Genomic DNA, 16,389 nt, shown 5'->3' on the forward strand with positions numbered 1-16,389 from the left:
CGCTGCAATAGCTTGCAGGGAGGGGCGGCATGAGCGCGAAACGCTTTGACATGGTGGTGATCGGGGCCGGGCCCGGGGGCTATGTGGCGGCCATCCGTGGGGCCCAACTGGGATTGCGCGTCGCGGTGGTCGAACGCGAACACATGGGCGGGATCTGTCTCAACTGGGGCTGCATTCCGACCAAGGCGATGCTGCGCTCGGCCGAGGTTTTCCACCTGATGCAGCGCGCCAAGGACTTTGGGCTGACGGCCGAAGGTCTGGGCTATGATCTGGACGCGGTGGTCAAACGCTCGCGCGGGGTGGCGAAACAGCTGAATTCCGGCGTCGGCCACCTGCTGAAAAAGAACAAGGTGACGGCGATCATGGGCACCGCGCGGCTGGATGGGCCGGGGCGGGTGCATGTCACGACCGACAAGGGGACACAGGTGCTGGAGGCCGCCAACGTGGTGCTGGCGACCGGCGCGCGGGCGCGCGAGTTGCCGGGGCTGGAGGCGGACGGCGACCGGGTCTGGACCTACAAACACGCATTGGTCCCCAAGCGGATGCCATCGAAACTGCTGGTCATCGGATCGGGGGCCATCGGCATCGAGTTCGCCAGTTTCTATGCCACGTTGGGGGCCAAGGTTACGGTGGTCGAGGTCATGGACCGCATCCTGCCCGTCGAGGATGAAGAGATCGCCGCCTTCGCCAAAAAGCAGTTTGTGAAACAGGGCATGAGCATCCTCGAAGGGGCCAAGGTTACGCAGTTGGAGCGTGGCAGGGATGCGGTTGTCGCCCATGTGGATAAAAATGGGGATAAGTCAAAGATCACCGTTGATACAGTGATTTCGGCTGTGGGTATTGTTGGAAATGTAGAAGGTTTGGGGCTGGAGGATATGGGCGTCCGGGTGGACAGGTCCCATGTCGTGACCGACCCGATGTGCCGCACGGGCGTCGAGGGCATCTATGCGATTGGCGACATCGCGGGCGCGCCCTGGCTGGCGCACAAGGCCAGCCATGAAGGCGTCATGGTGGCCGAATTGATCGCGGGCGGGCATCCGCATGCGGTGGACCCGGACAGCATTGCGGGCTGCACCTATTGCCAGCCACAGATCGCCTCTGTGGGTCTGACCGAGGCGCAGGCCAAGGCGCAGGGCTTTGACGTCAAGGTCGGGCGCTTTCCGTTTATCGGCAATGGCAAGGCCATCGCGCTGGGAGAACCGGAGGGCATGGTCAAGACGGTGTTCGACGCGGCGACCGGCGCGCTGCTGGGTGCCCATATGGTCGGGGCCGAGGTGACGGAACTGATCCAAGGCTATGTCGTCGGTCGGCAGTTGGAGACAACAGAGGCGGACCTGATGCAGACCGTGTTCCCGCACCCGACATTGAGCGAGATGATGCACGAATCCGTTCTGGACGCCTGGGGCCGGGCGATCCATTTTTGACGGCTGGTTTTTGACAACTGGGCGAACAGGAAGGCCAGTGCCTTTCGCCTGAGTAGTTGGACATCGCGGCCAGACCGGATGCACCGTTCAGGGGTGGGAACATGGCGGATCAAAAGACACAGCCTTCGGCGGCCTCGGTCGCGGATTATCTGGCCGGAGTAGATCCGCCGCGACGGCGTGACGATGCGCTGGTTCTGGACCGGCTGTTTCGCGAGGTGACGGGCTGGAACCCGGTGCTGTGGGGTGGGTCCATGGTCGGATACGGGCGCTACGCCTATACCTATGCCAGCGGGCATTCCGGGCAGAGTCTGGCCACCGGCTTTGCCCCGCGAAAGGCCAATATGGTTGTCTACATCATGCCCGGATACGCGGATTTCGGCGCGATTCTGTCGCGGCTGGGGCCGCACAGGATGGGGAAGTCCTGTTTGTATCTGGGCGCGCTGTCCAAGGTGGATCTGGCGGTTCTGGCAGAGTTGATCCGTGCCGGTCTGGACGATCTGGCCGGACACTGGCCAATCGAAGCAAGCTGAGGATGGTGCCTGACGTTAGGCCACGCCGACCAAATGAACCCGATGGCGACCCGGCCAAGGAGCCGGGTCAGAGGTTTTCGTTATCCGATCCGGGCGCGATCGCCTGCGGCACCGCATCGCCGCGTTTCTTCGCCTCCAGCGCCTTTTGGACGTGGTCGTTCAGGAACCCTCGGGCGCGCCGCTCGGCCAGTCGGATGCGGACGGCGGCGCGAAAGATTTCCTCGGACGAGGGCGACGAAGCGCCCAGCACCGCCGCCACCTGATCCGGCAGGTTCTCGTCCCCAAGCACGTCCATCGCCTTGATGGTGTCGCGGGCGAGCTTGTCTGCCAGATCATCGACGACGGACATGGGAACTCCTCAACGGGTGTTTTCGGTCAGGCGACGCTTTACGTAGGTGGAGACCGAGCCCATCAGCGTGTCCATGTGCGGTTCTTCAAAGAAGTGCCCGGAGCCTTCGACCTCTTCGTGGGTGATCGTGATCCCCTTTTGCTCATGCAACTTGGACACAAGCGACCGGGTATCGGCCGGCGGCGCCACGCGGTCGGCGGTGCCGTTGATGATCAGACCGGACGAGGGGCAGGGCGCGAGAAAGCTGAAGTCGTACATGTTCGCGGGTGGAGAGACCGAAACGAATCCGGTGATCTCGGGGCGGCGCATGAGCAGCTGCATCCCGATCCACGCGCCAAACGAAAAACCGGCCACCCAGCAATGCTTGGAGTTCTGGTTCATCGATTGCAGGTAATCGAGCGCAGAAGCCGCATCGGAGAGTTCGCCGACACCCTGATCGTATTCGCCCTGACTGCGCCCGACACCACGGAAATTGAACCGCAGCACGGTAAAGCCCATGTTGTAGAACGCGTAGTGCAGGTTGTAGACAACCTTGTTGTTCATGGTCCCGCCGAACTGCGGGTGAGGGTGCAGAACGATCGCGATGGGGGCATCGCGGTCTTTTTGCGGGTGATAGCGGCCTTCAAGGCGGCCTTCGGGTCCGGGAAAAATGACCTCGGGCATGGGGCGGAGTGGCTCCTTACACAGCAACTGGCCGGGCGGCTCATTCGGTCGCCGTGGCATTCTTGACCAAAACACGCAGCTACTTTAGAAGGTTTCTAAATCGGCTTTGGCGTGATCCGGGCTGGAAAGCAGATAGGCAATTGAACGGACAAGGTCAATTGCCGCCGCAAACAGGGGCGGAGAAGCCGTGAAACTGAGCACCAAAGGACGCTATGCCATGGTTGCGTTGACGGATATCGCGATGCAGGCCTCTGACGGGCTGGTCACGCTGGGCGATATTTCCAAACGTCAGGACGTTTCTTTGCCCTATCTGGAGCAGTTGTTCGTCAAGTTGCGGCGCGCCGGACTGGTGGAATCGGTACGCGGACCCGGTGGCGGATACCGCCTTGCGCGGGCCCCGTCCGAGATCCGGGTGGTCGAAGTGCTGGCCGCGGTCGATGAGACGGTGGATGCAATGCATGTGGGCGCGGGGGCCTCTGGCGCGCTGTCCGGCAGCCGTGCGCAATCCATGACCAACCGCCTGTGGCAGAGCCTGTCGGCGCATGTCTATGTGTTCCTGCACCAGACGCGCCTGTCGGATGTGGTCGAGAACTCTCTGGCACCCTGTCCGGCGGTGCCGTCGATCTTTGCCGTGGTGGATGAAGAGGACAAGTGAGGCATGTCGCGGGTCTACCTTGATCACAACGCCACCACGCCGCTGCGCCCAGAGGCGCGCGCGGCGATGATTGCGGCGATGGATGTATTGGGCAATCCCTCATCGGTCCATGCCGAAGGGCGGGCCGCCAAAGGCGTGATCGAGACGGCGCGCGCGCAAGTTGCCGCTTTGGTGGGCTGCCTGACCTCGCAGGTGATCTTTACCGGCTCCGCGACAGAGGCGGCGGCGCTGGCGGTGGCGCAAAAGGACCGGCATGGCGGGGGGTTTGCCGCGCTGCCGACGGAACACGATTGTCTGAACGTCTGGTCAGAGGTCGATTTGCCCGCGCTGCACCGCGCAGATGGCACGGTCGGGGATCTGGATGTGCTGGGCGGGCAGGCGGCACTGGTGGCCATCTCTGCCGCCAACAGCGAAACCGGGATCATGATGCCGGACCGGTCGGTGGTGCCGAGTGCCGGTGCCATGACGGTCGTTTGTGACATCACCCAGATGGCGGGCAAGGTGCCGGTTCTCTACCCCGAGGAGCGCAAACCGGCCTATATGATCCTGTCCGCGCACAAGATCGGGGGCCCCAAGGGTGTGGGTGCCTTCATCAACTTTACCCGCGACGATCCGCAAGCGATCCTGAAGGGCGGCGGGCAAGAGATGGGGCGGCGGTCCGGCACCGAGAACGTCATCGGCATCGCCGGATTTGGCGCGGCGGCAGAGGCGGCGCAGCGTGACGTTGCGGCAGGAAACTGGGCCCGTGTCGAAAAACTTAGAAACATTCTAGAAGAATCTCTTGAGGCTGCCTCTGAGGTGACTATTTCTGTCGGGAAAGAGTCGCCGCGCCTGCCAAACACCGTCTGCCTTGCCACGCCCGGATGGAAGGGTGAAACGCAGGTCATGCAGATGGACCTTGCGGGCTTTGCGGTCAGCGCCGGGTCCGCCTGTTCCAGCGGCAAGGTCCGCCGGAGCCGGGTGCTGGAAGCGATGGGATATGACGACCAGACGTCAGGGAGCGCCATCCGGGTGAGCCTGGGTCTGGACACAACAGAAGACGACGTGGCGCGCTTTTGCGACGCCTGGATCAGCAAATACCAGCGGCACCGCGCGCGGGCCGCATGAAAGAGAGGAAACCCGATGGCGGCTTTCGATGAAGTGACAGTCAAGGAAGGTGTCGACCAGGAGACGGTCGATGCCGTCAAATCGGTCAGCACCTACAAACACGGCTGGGACACCGATATCGAGATGGAATACGCCCCCAAGGGGCTGACGCCGGATATCGTGCGTCTGATCTCGGAAAAGAACGATGAACCCCAGTGGATGACCGACTGGCGTCTGGCGGCCTATGAACGCTGGCTGCAAAAGAAAGAGCCCGACTGGGCGATGGTCGACTATCCCGAGATCGACTTTCAGAACCAGTATTATTACGCCCGGCCCAAGTCGATGACCGAAAAGCCCAAGTCGCTGGATGAGGTCGATCCCAAGCTGCTGGAAACCTACGCAAAACTGGGCATTCCGCTGAAGGAACAGATGATCCTTGCGGGCGTCGAGGGCGCGGATGCGACCCCGGCGGAGGCCAAGGAAGGTGAGCGCCGCGTGGCGGTGGATGCGGTGTTCGATTCCGTGTCCGTGGGCACAACCTTTCAGGCGGAATTGAAAAAGGCCGGCGTGATCTTTTGCTCGATCTCCGAGGCGATCCGTGAGCATCCCGAGCTGGTCAAGAAATACCTTGGCTCTGTGGTGCCGGTGTCGGACAACTTTTACGCCACGCTGAACAGTGCCGTGTTTTCTGACGGGTCGTTTGTCTATGTGCCGCCGGGCGTGCGCTGCCCGATGGAACTGTCGACCTATTTCCGCATCAATGCGGAGAACACCGGCCAGTTCGAACGCACCCTGATCATCGCCGACAAGGGCAGCTATGTCAGCTACCTTGAGGGCTGCACCGCACCGCAGCGGGACGTGGCGCAACTGCACGCCGCCGTGGTCGAGATCATCATCGAAGAAGACGCCGAGGTGAAATACTCGACCGTCCAGAACTGGTATCCGGGCAACGAAGAGGGCAAGGGCGGCATCTACAACTTTGTCACCAAGCGCGCCGATTGCCGGGGCGACCGGGCAAAGGTGATGTGGACACAGGTGGAAACCGGCTCTGCCGTGACGTGGAAATACCCGTCCTGCATCCTGCGCGGCAATGAATCTCAAGGTGAGTTCTATTCCATCGCCATCACCAACAACCACCAGCAGGCCGACACCGGCACCAAGATGATCCATCTGGGCCGCGATACGCGGTCGCGCATCGTGTCCAAGGGGATCAGCGCAGGCGTGGCGCAAAACACCTATCGCGGGCTGGTGTCGATGCACCCCAAGGCCAAGAATTCGCGCAACTACACGCAGTGCGACTCGCTGTTGATCGGGGATAAATGCGGGGCGCATACGGTCCCCTATATCGAGGTCAAGAACAACAGCAGCCGCGTCGAACACGAGGCGACGACCTCCAAGGTGGACGACGACCAGCTGTTCTATTGCCGTCAGCGCGGCATGGATGAGGAAGAGGCCGTCGCCCTTGTGGTCAACGGGTTCTGCCGCGACGTGTTGCAGGCGCTGCCGATGGAGTTTGCCATGGAAGCACAGCAATTGGTGGCGATCTCGCTTGAAGGGTCCGTGGGCTGATGCTGCGGCGGGTCGGACTGGCGGGTCTGCTGCTGGCGGGCGTTATGATGCTGGTCGGCGGTGTTGGCTTGCAGGAACCGGCGCTGGCCGCCGGTCCGCAGTACGACCCGACCTTCCTTTACGGGATAGACGTGGAGACGGCCATGCGGGTCCGCGACTGTGAACCCAGCCTCTTTGGCACCCGGCTCTGCAATTTGTGGGGCATGTGGGGGCCGCTGTAACGACAGCGCGGATGGATCTTTTGGCAGGTGTCTTACCTGAACGAAGTTTCGCAAGATCTTGGAGTTGAACGATGATTGTCACCACGACCCCGGCCATCGAAGGCCGCCGCATCACCGCCTACAAGGGCATCGTGGTGGGTGAGGCGATCCTTGGCGCCAACGTATTCCGCGACATCTTTGCCGGGATCACCGATATCATAGGCGGTCGCTCGGGTGCCTATGAGGCCAGCCTGCAAGAAGCCCGCGAAACCGCGCTGCGGGAACTGGAAGAGCGCGCCGCGTCCATCGGTGGCACCGCCGTTGTGGGCGTCGACCTCGATTATGAAGTGATCAACAATATGCTGATGGTTTCGGCCAGCGGCACCGCGGTGGTGATCGACTGATCCACCGCCCCAAACCATAGAACACCCTCGCGCCCGCCCGTTGGCAAAGGTGCGCGACTGGCCAGACTTGAGAAGGACTAAAAATGCTGGAAATCAAGAACCTGCACGTCAAACTTGAAGAAGAGGACAAGCAAATCCTCAAGGGCGTCGACCTGACCGTCGAGGCGGGCAAGGTGCACGCGATCATGGGGCCGAACGGCTCTGGCAAGTCGACCCTGTCCTATGTCCTGTCGGGCAAGGACGGCTATGAAGTCACCGAAGGCGCTGCCACGCTGGAAGGCGAAGACCTGCTGGAGATGGAGGTCGAAGACCGCGCCGCTGCCGGTCTGTTCCTTGCGTTCCAGTACCCGGTTGAAATCCCCGGCGTCGGCAATATGACCTTTCTGCGCACGGCTGTGAACGCGCAGCGCAAGGCGCGTGGCGAGGAGGAAATGTCCTCTGCCGAGTTCCTCAAGGTGATCCGCGAAAAGGCCAAGTCGCTGAAAATCGACGCCGAGATGCTCAAGCGGCCGGTCAACGTCGGCTTTTCCGGTGGTGAGAAAAAGCGCAACGAGATCCTGCAAATGGCGATGCTGGAACCCAAGATGTGCATCCTCGATGAGACCGACTCGGGCCTTGACGTGGACGCGATGAAGCTGGTGGCGGACGGTGTGAACGCCCTGCGCGATGCGGGCCGCGGGTTCCTTGTCATCACGCACTACCAGCGCCTGCTGGACCACATCAAACCGGACGTGGTGCATATCATGGCCGATGGCCGCATCATCAAGACCGGCGGCCCCGAGCTGGCGCTTGAGGTCGAGAAGAACGGTTATGCCGACATCCTTGGGGAGGTTGCGTAATGGCCTTGCCCCAAACCAAGGTGGACGCAACAGAGGCGCGGCTGTCCGCGCTGACGCTGCCCGAAGGCGGGTGGAGCGAGCCTGCGCGCCGCGATGCTCTGACGCGTCTGCGGGCCATGGGTCTGCCCACCGCCCGTGACGAATACTGGAAGTATACCCGCCCCGAGACGCTGGTGTCGGCGGATGCGCCCACGGCCGCCGTGCTGGAGGCCGACGACGAAGCGCCGCTGTTTGCCGCGCGCGACCGGCTGAAAATCGTCTTCGTGGACGGGGTGTTCTCTGCTGAGGAGTCCGATGATCTCAGCCTTGAGGGGGTCACCATCGACCGTCTGGCCGATGTGAAAGATATCCACTGGGCCAAGGACTTGTACGGTGTTCTTGAGACTGACGGTCAAACCCCGGTGGCGCGCCCCTTGGCCGCGCTGAACACCGCCTTTGCCAGCGACGGCGTGCTGATCCATGTCACTGGCAAGGTGTCCAAACCGATCAACCTGATCTATCGCCACGAGGCCGACACCTCTGACGCGATCCTGCATCACGTGATCAAGCTGGACGCGGGTGCCGAGGTGACGCTCCTTGAAAACGGACCTGCTGCCGCGCGCTTTAACAAGTGCATCGAGGTGGATGTGGCTGACAATGCCACGCTGCACCATATCCGCGCGCAGGGCCGTGACCATGAGCGCCGCGCCGCCACGCATATCTTTGCGCGTCTGGGCAAGGAAAGCACCTTCAAAAGCTTTACCCTGACCGTGAACGGCGTGCTGACGCGCAACGAGGTGGTGATCGACATCACCGGCGACGACGCGGTGGCGCATGTGGCCGGGGCCTGCATGGGCGACGGCGCGTTCCACCACGATGACACCATCTTTGTCACCCATGACGCGGTGAATTGCGAAAGCCGTCAGGTGTTCAAGAAGGTGCTGCGCAATGGCGCGACCGGGGTGTTCCAGGGCAAGATCCTGGTGAAACCGGGGGCGCAGAAGACCGATGGCTACCAGATCAGCCAATCGCTGCTGCTGGACGGCGACAGCCAGTTCCTTGCCAAGCCGGAACTGGAAATCTACGCCGACGACGTGGCCTGTTCGCATGGCTCCACCTCTGGTGCGATCGACGAAGAGGGGCTGTTTTACCTGCGCGCCCGTGGCGTGCCGCGCGGCACCGCCGAGGATCTGCTGACCATCGCCTTTATCGCCGAGGCGGTGCAGGAGATCGAGGACGAGAGCCTGCAAGAAGAACTGGTCGAGCGTGTGTCGGCCTGGCTGGCGCGTCGGCGCGGCTGAGCGGTGCCTGTCACCAGCGATATCGCGGCCAGCTATCGCAGGCCCGGTCAAACCCTGCGCGCGCTACTGGCGCGCGGGGTCAGCGAACCGCGCGCGCTGGCCTACGTCATGGGGGCCTGTGGCGTGATGTTCATCGCGCAACTGCCCAAACTGGCGCGCGACGCGCATCTGAAGGGCACAGACCTTGACCCGGCTCTGGGCGGCGCGCTGCTGGCGACGGTGATCTTCCTGCCTTTGATCTTTTATGTCATCGCCGGATTGAGCCAGATCGTGGCCAAGGGTATCGGTCGTCCGGTGGGCGGGTACGAAACCCGTCTGGCGCTGTTCTGGGCGCTTTTGGCAGCGTCGCCCTTGGCTTTGCTCCATGGATTGGTGGCAGGGTTCATCGGCACGGGGGGCGCTTTGACGCTGGTGGGGGCTGTCTGGCTGGCGGTCTTTCTCTGGTTCTGGACCACGGGGCTGCGCGAGGCGCGCAAGCTGGCGGGACCGGGTGTAGAAAAGGGCGCGGTGTGACCCTGGACGGTTACCTGAAACTGGCGCTGCAAAGCGTGACGAACCCGCGTGAGGTCGCCGCCCTGCTGCTGTCGATCCGCCCCGGGCGAGAGGCGCTGTGGACCGCATTCGCGCTGGTCGTTGTGCTGAACGCGCTGATTTTTTCCGTCTCTTTGCTGATGAACCCCGCCGGTATCCCGGCCTTTCTTGCCAGTCCGGTGATGTTTGTTGTCATGCAGGGCGGCGCACTGGCGGCCAGCATCCTTGCACTGACATGGATGGGTCGGTTGTTCGGTGGCAAGGCGCGGATCGAGGAAATCGCCCTGCTGATGATCTGGATGCAAGGCCTGCGGGTTCTCGTTCAGGCGGTGATGTTGTTGCTTGTGCCGATCTCGGCAATGCTGGTGGGGCTGGGCACCATGATAGTGACCGCCCTTGGCGTCTGGATCGCGGTAAACTTTTTGGATGAAGCGCATGAACTGGGCGGACCCTTGCGTGCCTTGGCCGTCTTGGTATTGGGCATGCTCGCGATGGCGTTTGCCGTCTCGCTCTTACTGACCCTCGCCGGGGTCACACCCGAAGGAATGACAGACTATGTATGACGTCGACAAGATCCGCGCCGATTTTCCGATCCTTTCGCGTGAGGTGAACGGCAAGCCGCTGGTCTATCTCGACAACGGGGCATCGGCGCAGAAACCGCAGGTGGTGATCGACGCGGTGACGCGCGGCTATGCCGAGGAATACGCCAACGTCCATCGGGGTCTGCATTACCTGTCAAACCTTGCGACCGACAAATATGAGGGCGTGCGAGAGATCATCGCGCGCTTTCTGGGCGTCAAGGATGCCGAAGAGATCGTCTATACCACCGGCACCACCATGGGGATCAACCTTGTGGCATATGGCTGGGCGATGCCCAATCTGGAACCGGGCGATGAGATCGTGCTGTCGGTGATGGAGCATCACGCCAATATCGTGCCCTGGCATTTCCTGCGTGAGCGGCAGGGGGTGGTGATCAAATGGGTCGACGTGGATTCCACCGGCTATCTGGACCCGCAAAAGGTGATCGACGCCATCGGTCCCAAGACCAAGCTGGTCGCCGTCACCCATCTGTCCAACGTGCTGGGCACGGTGGTGGATGTGAAAACCATCTGCGAGGGTGCCCGCGCCAAAGGCGTTCCGGTGCTGGTCGATGGATCGCAGGCGACGGTCCACATGCCAGTGAATGTTGCCGATATCGGCTGTGATTTCTATGCCATCACCGGGCATAAGCTGTATGGTCCCTCTGCCTCGGGTGCGATCTGGATCGCCAAGGCGCGGATGGATGAGATGCGCCCCTTCATGGGTGGCGGCGACATGATCCGTGAGGTCCACAAGGACGAGGTGACATGGAACGACCCGCCGATGAAGTTCGAGGCCGGCACCCCCGGCATCGTCCAGCAGATCGGTCTGGGCGTCGCGCTGGAGTACATGATGGGTCTGGGGATGGAGAACATCGCCGCCCATGAGAAAGCCTTGCGCGATTATGCGCGGACCCGTCTGGACGGTCTGAACTGGTTGAGCGTGCAGGGGACGACCCCCGACAAGGCGGCAATCTTTTCCTTCACGATGGAGGGGGCGGGCCACGCGCATGACATCTCGACCATCCTTGACAAAAAGGGTGTCGCGGTGCGGGCCGGGCATCACTGTGCCGGGCCGCTGATGGATTTTCTGGGCGTCACGGCCACCTGCCGGGCGAGCTTTGGTCTGTACAACACCAACGCCGAGGTCGACGCGCTGATCGACGCGCTGGAACTTGCGCATGATCTTTTCGGCTGAAACGACGCAATACCGGGCAGGGGCGGCCTGAGCCTGGGTGATTTTCTGAACTAAGGTTCAATTCCGGGCGGTCGTTTGGCAGGGTGTGGGGGACGCAATAACCACGGGGCCCTTGCATGACACTGCTGACCGAAGCCGACGAAATTTCGCAGATAGCCTTTGGGTTCATGGGGTCCAAGGCGCTGTTCGCGGCGCTGGAGATGAATGTCTTTACCCATCTCGCCGAAGGCTCGCTGAGCGCGGAAGAGTTGGCAAGGGAAGCGGATGTTCACAAGGATCGCGCGACCACCTTGTTGACGGCACTGGCCGGCATGGGCCTGATCGCGGTTGAGGATGGGCGCTATTCGAACGCCCCCGCTGCCAAGGCCTTTCTGGTGCAGGGCGCGAAATACGATTTCTCGGATTACCTTCGGTTGCAGGTTGGGCGCCAGATGTACCCCCTGATGGATCAACTCGAAGGGGCCCTGACCGGCGAGATGGAAGAGGACGACACCGCCTCCTATGCCGACTGGTTTTCCGATCCCGATGAGGCGCGGCTGTATTCCGAAAGCCAGCACGCCGGGTCGCTTGGTCCTGCGCGGCAGTTGGCGCGGTCGATTGACCTGACGGGCAAGCGCAAGATGCTGGATGTAGGGGGCGGTACGGCGGCCTTTGACATCACCCTGTGCAAGGCCAATCCGGACCTGACCTCGACCGTTCTTGAGTTTCCCAATGTCGCCAAGCTGGGCAAAAAGTACGTGGCCGAGGCCGGACTGTCTGACCGGATAACCTATCTGGAAGGCAACGCGCTGGAGGCAGACTGGCCCAAGGGTCAGGACATTGTGCTGATGTCCTACCTCTTTTCCGGCGTACCGGGTGAGACCCACGACCGTCTGATCAGTCAGGCCTTTGACGTGCTGAACCCCGGCGGGTTGATCCTGATACATGACTTTGTCGTCCATGAGGATCGGACCGGACCGGTGCTGGCCGCGCTCTGGCAGTTGCAGCACACGGCCTTTACCCCCGAAGCCCGGTCGCTGGACGCCGGATGGTTGCAGGACAGGGTGGCGGCGGCCGGCTTCTCCGGGGTCACGGTGGGGCCGATGATCCCGGAGATGACGATGCTGGCCAGCGGTCAAAAGCCCTGAGGGTTTTCATCAAGCCCCATTGCAGCACCATCACCGAGCGGCTATAGAGACCGCCGAAGCACCCATAGCTCAGCTGGATAGAGCGCTGCCCTCCGAAGGCAGAGGTCAGAGGTTCGAATCCTCTTGGGTGCGCCAATAATTCCCGATTTCAGTGTTTTTCAGTAGCTTCGTGCCGATGCAGGTTCCGTTTTGGGCCGTTGCACCCGCGTTGATCCAGAAACCGCCGCGGGCGCGTCGTTCCGCTAGTCGTCGCCGTAGCGGCGGGGGGCGATCAGCGATTGAACGGTGTAGACAAGGATCGCCAGTCCGACAGCGCCCGCCACGGCGATACCGAGGAAGACGATCACATCCACCGGGCCGCCGAGGTCGGTCAGTCTGGAGTGCGTCATCAAGAGCACAAACCAGACCGCTGCCACCGCGCCGATGGGCATAGAAAGCTGCGCCAGCAGGAACTTTTGCCAGCTGATGCTGCGGTCGCGGATCAACACGTACAGGTAGGCCATCGTGACAATAACGGCGGCCACGACCATGGCCCAGAACAGGCCCCGGCCAAAGATTTCCTCAAAGACGGCAATTATGGTGCCGAAGGTCATGTCTTTCATGGCTGGATCTCCTCAGGCGCGGCCGCGCAGCATGGCGTTGTAGGTGGCTTTCAGGGCGACTTCTTTCATCAGCCAACTGATCCAGAGCTCTTCGAGCGGGGCGATCACGCCGGGGAAAGAGGGCACGAGGTTGTTGTTGTAGTCGAACTCGACCAGCATCGCGCGGCCCACGCGGGTGATCATCGGGCAAGAGGTATAGCCGTTGTAAGTGTCGACCGGGTCACGCCCCTCGATGGCGGCGATCAGCCCGTCCTCGACCACCGGGACCTGCCATTTGACGCTGGCGGCGGTCTTGCCCTTGGGCACGCCGGCGACGTCACCCAGCGCCCAGATGGTGTCATAGCGTAGGTGCCGCAGGCTGGCCTTGTCGCACTCGACCCAGCCCTGATCGGTCCATTTGTCGGCCCAGCTGAGGCCGGATTGGCGGATCACTTCGGGTGCGCGTTGCGGGGGGATGACGTGGATATAGTCATAGTCCCGCTCGACCGGGCCACCGGGGGTCTGGAAGGTGGCGGTGCGTTTGCCGGGGTCGATGGCGCTCAGGACATGGGAATAGGCCGGGGCGATGTCGCGGTCGCCAAAGATCATGCGAACCTTTTCGGACACGATGGGCACACCGAACAGGCTGTCATTGTTGGCCATGTAGGTGATGTCCATCTTGCCTCGCGTGCCATTGGTGCGGGCGATGTCCTCGATCAGGAACGTGTGTTTCAACGGCGCGCCTGCGCATTTCATCTCGGTCGCGGGGCGGGTGAACAGCCCGATGCCGCCGGTCTGGGTAAAGGTCTGCGCGGCTTTCCACGTGGCGGCGGCGTATTGCGGCCCGGCGTAGAGTGCGCCGATGCCGTTCTGTCCGACAAGATCAAGCGAGAATCCTTCGATTGCGTCGTGATCCAGCACAAGGCCCGGGGCCAACACGAGAAAATCATAGGGCAGCGTCTTGCCACTGGCGGTGGCGACGGTCTTGGCCTCGGCGTCGATGGCGGCAGCGGCTTCGGCCACAAGGGTCACGCCTTTGGGCAGCCAGTCGGTTGTCTTGGACAGAACGTAATCTGCGGGTTTCAAACCAGCGGCCACCAGCGAGAGGCCCGGTTGATACAGATGCTCTGCGCGGGGGTCGACCAATGTGATCTCGGCCCCGTCCAGACGGCGGACAAGGCGGTTGGCCAGCGACGTGCCACCCGCACCGGCACCGATGATCACGATCTTTGCCTTGGTGGCGGTCTGCGCCTGCGCGTCCCGTGCCGCGCCTGTGGCGGCCAAGGCACCGGCTCCGGCCGCGAGCGCGAGGAAACCTCGTCGGGACGGGGTGAAGGTGGGGTTTGTCATGTGACTCCTCCGTTAGGTAAACATGAATGGGGGGTTCTGTTGCGCGAGGCGGTCCTGATACACGTCAAGAAGTTTGAATGTGTTTGCGCGCTATTCGGCCCGTCCGGGCCGTGAAACGGTTAACCACTCGGAACCTGCGATGATGTCCCTTTGGGACCGGGGCGGGATGTTGAAACCCGCCCCGGTGGGGAAATCCGCCGCCGGGACGATTGACGGCGGATGTCTCGGGATCAGTGGTGATGCTCTCCCACGGGACAGTCACCTTCTTCGGCGAAACAGGCGTCGGTGCGCAGTTCCAGCCAGATCGCGTTCAGCACGGCAAAGGCGGCGGCCAGCGGCAGACCGAGAAGCCAGGCGAAATACCACATCGTGTCTTTCCTTTGTTACCAGGCCAGAGTTTTGACGTCGGGATCGAACAGCAGCCCTTCGACGACGGGCCAAGTGCCCATCGTGACGCCGTCGATGTAGTCCGCCTTGGTCAGACCGGCGGCCGCCGAACAGGCGCTGCACATGATCACCTGACCGCCATCGGCGATGAAATTCGTCAGCATGTCCTGAATAGAGGTGCCCGCATCGGCCATCGGTCCGGGGATATGGCTGGGACGTTTCTTGTCCGCCAGATAGACCGCGCGGACGTTCAGCCAGATCGCCACCGGCTCATGCCCGTTTTTCAGGGCCTTTTGGTGGGCGAACATGATCGCCTTGGCCGCCGACCACGTGTCGTCGGTCGTCAGGTTGACGAACAGCCCGGGTTTTGCGCCCTCGGCCAACGCGGCGGGGGCAGTGGCCGAAACCGCGCTGAGGGCGATGGCCGCAGCCGCCAGAAGAGAGGTGAAACGTTTCATTTTAGTATCCTTTTTCAGTAGAGAGTTTCGGCGTTTTCGGTGACGTCAGCCTCTGTGACCTTGCCCCAGAGCACCTTGTAGACCCAGGCGGTGTACATCAGGATCAGCGGCATAAAGATCGCCGTGACCACCAGCATGATGAACAGTGTCTGGTGTGAACTGGAGGCGTCCCAGACCGTCAGTGAACTGTCGGGATCGACGGTAGAGGGCAGGATGAAGGGGAACATCGTCAGGCCGACGCTGGCGATGATCCCGGTGATGCCCAGCTTGGACCAGAGCAGGGTCGACACCTCGCGCCCCGCCCGCAGGCCCAGCACGGCCATGGCGATTCCGACAAAGCCCATCACCGGGGCGACGGCGATCCACGGTCGATCAGCATAGGCCGACAGCCAGCTGCCACCGCGTGTGACCTCGGAATACAGCGGGTTGGACGGACCGTTGGCGACCACGTCTCCGGCAAGGGCAAAGCCATCGACGCCAACCGCCAGCCAAAGCCCGGCCAGCGCGTAGCCGCCCGCAGCCACCATACCCGCAACCGTGCCGTACCGGCGCGCGCGCTCTGCGACGATGCCATCGGTCTTGAGCGTCAGCCAGGCCGCGCCGTGCATCAAGAGCATCGACAGTGACACCACACCGGCCAGCAGCGCGAAGGGACGCAGGAGGCCCACGAACTTCGTCGCGAAGGTGCCGTCATACATCGGCATCAGGTCCTGGGTCAGGTGAAATGGCACCCCCAGCAGCACGTTGCCCACGGCCACGCCAAAGAGCAGGGCAGGCACCGCACCCCCGGCGAACAGCGCCCAGTCCCACCGCGCGCGCCACTTGGCACCGTCGCGTTTGGACCGGTACTTGAACGCCACCGGGCGCACGATGAAGGCGGCCAGAACCACAAACATCGCAAGGTAGAAGCCCGAAAAGCTGACCGCGTACAGCGGCGGCCATGCGGCAAAGATCGCGCCGCCGCCAAGGATGAACCAGACTTGGTTGCCTTCCCAGACCGGGCCGATGGTGTTGATGGCCACGCGCCGTTCCACGTCAGTCTTGGCGACGAAGGGCAGCAGCGCGCCGACCCCCATGTCAAAACCATCGGTCAGGGCAAAGCCGATCAGAAGGACGCCCAGCAGGGCCCACCAGATGACACGCAGCGTGTCGAAGTCGATCAGTTCAAAGAGGATCATCT

Annotated in this window: 20 protein-coding genes and 1 tRNA gene; 14 read left to right on the forward strand and 7 right to left on the reverse strand. The window is 62.4% G+C overall.

Annotated elements, in window-relative coordinates:
- Nucleotides 1-29: 29 nt before the first annotated feature.
- Together lpdA and VOI21_RS11275 are read left to right on the forward strand one after the other, a co-directional pair.
- The gene (gene lpdA, locus VOI21_RS11270) at nucleotides 30-1,424 is read left to right on the forward strand and encodes a dihydrolipoyl dehydrogenase (RefSeq protein WP_323769974.1); all 1,395 of its coding nucleotides are present in this window, start codon (nucleotides 30-32) and stop codon (nucleotides 1,422-1,424) included.
- Between the two features lie 101 nt (nucleotides 1,425-1,525).
- Nucleotides 1,526-1,954, forward strand: coding sequence for a DUF1801 domain-containing protein (locus VOI21_RS11275; protein ID WP_323769975.1), 429 nt, complete (start codon nucleotides 1,526-1,528; stop codon nucleotides 1,952-1,954).
- Between the two features lie 67 nt (nucleotides 1,955-2,021).
- Here the strand turns inward: VOI21_RS11275 and VOI21_RS11280 are convergent, their stop codons facing one another.
- Both VOI21_RS11280 and VOI21_RS11285 read right to left on the reverse strand, forming a co-directional pair.
- Nucleotides 2,022-2,303: a hypothetical protein gene (locus VOI21_RS11280; protein ID WP_323769976.1), complete on the reverse strand. Its 282-nt coding sequence runs from the start codon at nucleotides 2,301-2,303 to the stop codon at nucleotides 2,022-2,024.
- Between the two features lie 9 nt (nucleotides 2,304-2,312).
- A complete protein-coding gene (locus VOI21_RS11285; RefSeq protein WP_323769977.1) occupies nucleotides 2,313-2,966 on the reverse strand; it encodes an alpha/beta hydrolase in 654 nt (217 codons plus the stop codon).
- Between the two features lie 187 nt (nucleotides 2,967-3,153).
- Here VOI21_RS11285 and VOI21_RS11290 point away from each other — a divergent pair, with 187 nt between their 5' ends.
- The 12 genes from VOI21_RS11290 (at nucleotide 3,154) to VOI21_RS11345 (ending at nucleotide 12,568) form a co-directional block, all read left to right on the forward strand.
- Nucleotides 3,154-3,621 carry an Rrf2 family transcriptional regulator gene (locus VOI21_RS11290; protein ID WP_323769978.1) on the forward strand — a complete coding sequence of 156 codons (468 nt, stop codon included), beginning with the start codon at nucleotides 3,154-3,156 and terminating at the stop codon, nucleotides 3,619-3,621.
- Between the two features lie 3 nt (nucleotides 3,622-3,624).
- The gene (locus VOI21_RS11295) at nucleotides 3,625-4,728 is read left to right on the forward strand and encodes a cysteine desulfurase family protein (RefSeq protein WP_323769979.1); all 1,104 of its coding nucleotides are present in this window, start codon (nucleotides 3,625-3,627) and stop codon (nucleotides 4,726-4,728) included.
- A 15-nt stretch (nucleotides 4,729-4,743) separates the two neighbouring features.
- Nucleotides 4,744-6,276 (forward strand): Fe-S cluster assembly protein SufB, encoded by a 1,533-nt coding sequence (gene sufB, locus VOI21_RS11300; RefSeq protein WP_323769980.1) that lies wholly within the window; start codon nucleotides 4,744-4,746, stop codon nucleotides 6,274-6,276.
- The gene (locus VOI21_RS11305; protein WP_323769981.1) at nucleotides 6,276-6,497 is read left to right on the forward strand and encodes a hypothetical protein; all 222 of its coding nucleotides are present in this window, start codon (nucleotides 6,276-6,278) and stop codon (nucleotides 6,495-6,497) included. The genes sufB and VOI21_RS11305 overlap by 1 nt, the downstream gene beginning before the upstream one ends.
- Nucleotides 6,498-6,568: 71 nt before the next feature.
- Complete coding sequence (locus VOI21_RS11310) at nucleotides 6,569-6,880, forward strand: heavy metal-binding domain-containing protein (protein WP_323769982.1); 312 nt, start codon at nucleotides 6,569-6,571, stop codon at nucleotides 6,878-6,880.
- Nucleotides 6,881-6,963: 83 nt separating this feature from the next.
- Nucleotides 6,964-7,719, forward strand: a complete 756-nt coding sequence (gene sufC / locus VOI21_RS11315; RefSeq protein WP_323769983.1) for a Fe-S cluster assembly ATPase SufC — start codon at nucleotides 6,964-6,966, stop codon at nucleotides 7,717-7,719.
- Nucleotides 7,719-8,999: a Fe-S cluster assembly protein SufD gene (sufD, locus tag VOI21_RS11320; protein WP_323769984.1), complete on the forward strand. Its 1,281-nt coding sequence runs from the start codon at nucleotides 7,719-7,721 to the stop codon at nucleotides 8,997-8,999. The genes sufC and sufD overlap by 1 nt, the downstream gene beginning before the upstream one ends.
- Before the next feature lie 3 nt (nucleotides 9,000-9,002).
- Nucleotides 9,003-9,512: a YIP1 family protein gene (locus VOI21_RS11325; protein ID WP_323769985.1), complete on the forward strand. Its 510-nt coding sequence runs from the start codon at nucleotides 9,003-9,005 to the stop codon at nucleotides 9,510-9,512.
- A complete protein-coding gene (locus VOI21_RS11330; RefSeq protein ID WP_323769986.1) occupies nucleotides 9,509-10,093 on the forward strand; it encodes a YIP1 family protein in 585 nt (194 codons plus the stop codon). The genes VOI21_RS11325 and VOI21_RS11330 overlap by 4 nt, the downstream gene beginning before the upstream one ends.
- The gene (locus VOI21_RS11335; protein WP_323769988.1) at nucleotides 10,086-11,306 is read left to right on the forward strand and encodes a cysteine desulfurase; all 1,221 of its coding nucleotides are present in this window, start codon (nucleotides 10,086-10,088) and stop codon (nucleotides 11,304-11,306) included. The genes VOI21_RS11330 and VOI21_RS11335 overlap by 8 nt, the downstream gene beginning before the upstream one ends.
- Before the next feature lie 116 nt (nucleotides 11,307-11,422).
- The gene (locus tag VOI21_RS11340; protein ID WP_323769989.1) at nucleotides 11,423-12,433 is read left to right on the forward strand and encodes a methyltransferase; all 1,011 of its coding nucleotides are present in this window, start codon (nucleotides 11,423-11,425) and stop codon (nucleotides 12,431-12,433) included.
- 58 nt (nucleotides 12,434-12,491) lie between these two features.
- A tRNA-Arg gene (locus VOI21_RS11345) sits at nucleotides 12,492-12,568 on the forward strand.
- A gap of 107 nt (nucleotides 12,569-12,675) precedes the next feature.
- Here the strand turns inward: VOI21_RS11345 and VOI21_RS11350 are convergent.
- The 5 genes from VOI21_RS11350 to cydB form a co-directional block, all read right to left on the reverse strand.
- The gene (locus VOI21_RS11350) at nucleotides 12,676-13,035 is read right to left on the reverse strand and encodes a DUF5368 domain-containing protein (RefSeq protein WP_323769990.1); all 360 of its coding nucleotides are present in this window, start codon (nucleotides 13,033-13,035) and stop codon (nucleotides 12,676-12,678) included.
- A 12-nt stretch (nucleotides 13,036-13,047) separates the two neighbouring features.
- Nucleotides 13,048-14,364, reverse strand: coding sequence for an FAD/NAD(P)-binding oxidoreductase (locus VOI21_RS11355; protein WP_323769991.1), 1,317 nt, complete (start codon nucleotides 14,362-14,364; stop codon nucleotides 13,048-13,050).
- 230 nt (nucleotides 14,365-14,594) lie between these two features.
- The gene (cydX, locus tag VOI21_RS11360; RefSeq protein ID WP_323769992.1) at nucleotides 14,595-14,732 is read right to left on the reverse strand and encodes a cytochrome bd-I oxidase subunit CydX; all 138 of its coding nucleotides are present in this window, start codon (nucleotides 14,730-14,732) and stop codon (nucleotides 14,595-14,597) included.
- Nucleotides 14,733-14,747: 15 nt separating this feature from the next.
- The gene (locus tag VOI21_RS11365) at nucleotides 14,748-15,209 is read right to left on the reverse strand and encodes a DsrE family protein (RefSeq protein WP_323769993.1); all 462 of its coding nucleotides are present in this window, start codon (nucleotides 15,207-15,209) and stop codon (nucleotides 14,748-14,750) included.
- A gap of 14 nt (nucleotides 15,210-15,223) precedes the next feature.
- Nucleotides 15,224-16,387, reverse strand: a complete 1,164-nt coding sequence (gene cydB, locus VOI21_RS11370; RefSeq protein ID WP_323769994.1) for a cytochrome d ubiquinol oxidase subunit II — start codon at nucleotides 16,385-16,387, stop codon at nucleotides 15,224-15,226.
- Nucleotides 16,388-16,389 lie beyond the last annotated feature (2 nt).

This window comes from Antarctobacter sp., from assembly GCF_034670325.1.
Lineage (GTDB): Bacteria > Pseudomonadota > Alphaproteobacteria > Rhodobacterales > Rhodobacteraceae > Antarctobacter.

Coding starts and splice junctions, on each gene's coding strand:
- lpdA (WP_323769974.1), top strand. CDS start 30: ATGAGCGCGAAACGCTTTGACATGGTGGTGATCGGGGCCGGGCCCGGG.
- VOI21_RS11275 (WP_323769975.1), top strand. CDS start 1,526: ATGGCGGATCAAAAGACACAGCCTTCGGCGGCCTCGGTCGCGGATTAT.
- VOI21_RS11280 (WP_323769976.1), bottom strand. CDS start 2,303: ATGTCCGTCGTCGATGATCTGGCAGACAAGCTCGCCCGCGACACCATC.
- VOI21_RS11285 (WP_323769977.1), bottom strand. CDS start 2,966: ATGCCCGAGGTCATTTTTCCCGGACCCGAAGGCCGCCTTGAAGGCCGC.
- VOI21_RS11295 (WP_323769979.1), top strand. CDS start 3,625: ATGTCGCGGGTCTACCTTGATCACAACGCCACCACGCCGCTGCGCCCA.
- sufB (WP_323769980.1), top strand. CDS start 4,744: ATGGCGGCTTTCGATGAAGTGACAGTCAAGGAAGGTGTCGACCAGGAG.
- VOI21_RS11305 (WP_323769981.1), top strand. CDS start 6,276: ATGCTGCGGCGGGTCGGACTGGCGGGTCTGCTGCTGGCGGGCGTTATG.
- VOI21_RS11310 (WP_323769982.1), top strand. CDS start 6,569: ATGATTGTCACCACGACCCCGGCCATCGAAGGCCGCCGCATCACCGCC.
- sufC (WP_323769983.1), top strand. CDS start 6,964: ATGCTGGAAATCAAGAACCTGCACGTCAAACTTGAAGAAGAGGACAAG.
- sufD (WP_323769984.1), top strand. CDS start 7,719: ATGGCCTTGCCCCAAACCAAGGTGGACGCAACAGAGGCGCGGCTGTCC.
- VOI21_RS11335 (WP_323769988.1), top strand. CDS start 10,086: ATGTATGACGTCGACAAGATCCGCGCCGATTTTCCGATCCTTTCGCGT.
- VOI21_RS11340 (WP_323769989.1), top strand. CDS start 11,423: ATGACACTGCTGACCGAAGCCGACGAAATTTCGCAGATAGCCTTTGGG.
- VOI21_RS11350 (WP_323769990.1), bottom strand. CDS start 13,035: ATGAAAGACATGACCTTCGGCACCATAATTGCCGTCTTTGAGGAAATC.
- VOI21_RS11355 (WP_323769991.1), bottom strand. CDS start 14,364: ATGACAAACCCCACCTTCACCCCGTCCCGACGAGGTTTCCTCGCGCTC.
- cydX (WP_323769992.1), bottom strand. CDS start 14,732: ATGTGGTATTTCGCCTGGCTTCTCGGTCTGCCGCTGGCCGCCGCCTTT.
- VOI21_RS11365 (WP_323769993.1), bottom strand. CDS start 15,209: ATGAAACGTTTCACCTCTCTTCTGGCGGCTGCGGCCATCGCCCTCAGC.
- cydB (WP_323769994.1), bottom strand. CDS start 16,387: ATGATCCTCTTTGAACTGATCGACTTCGACACGCTGCGTGTCATCTGG.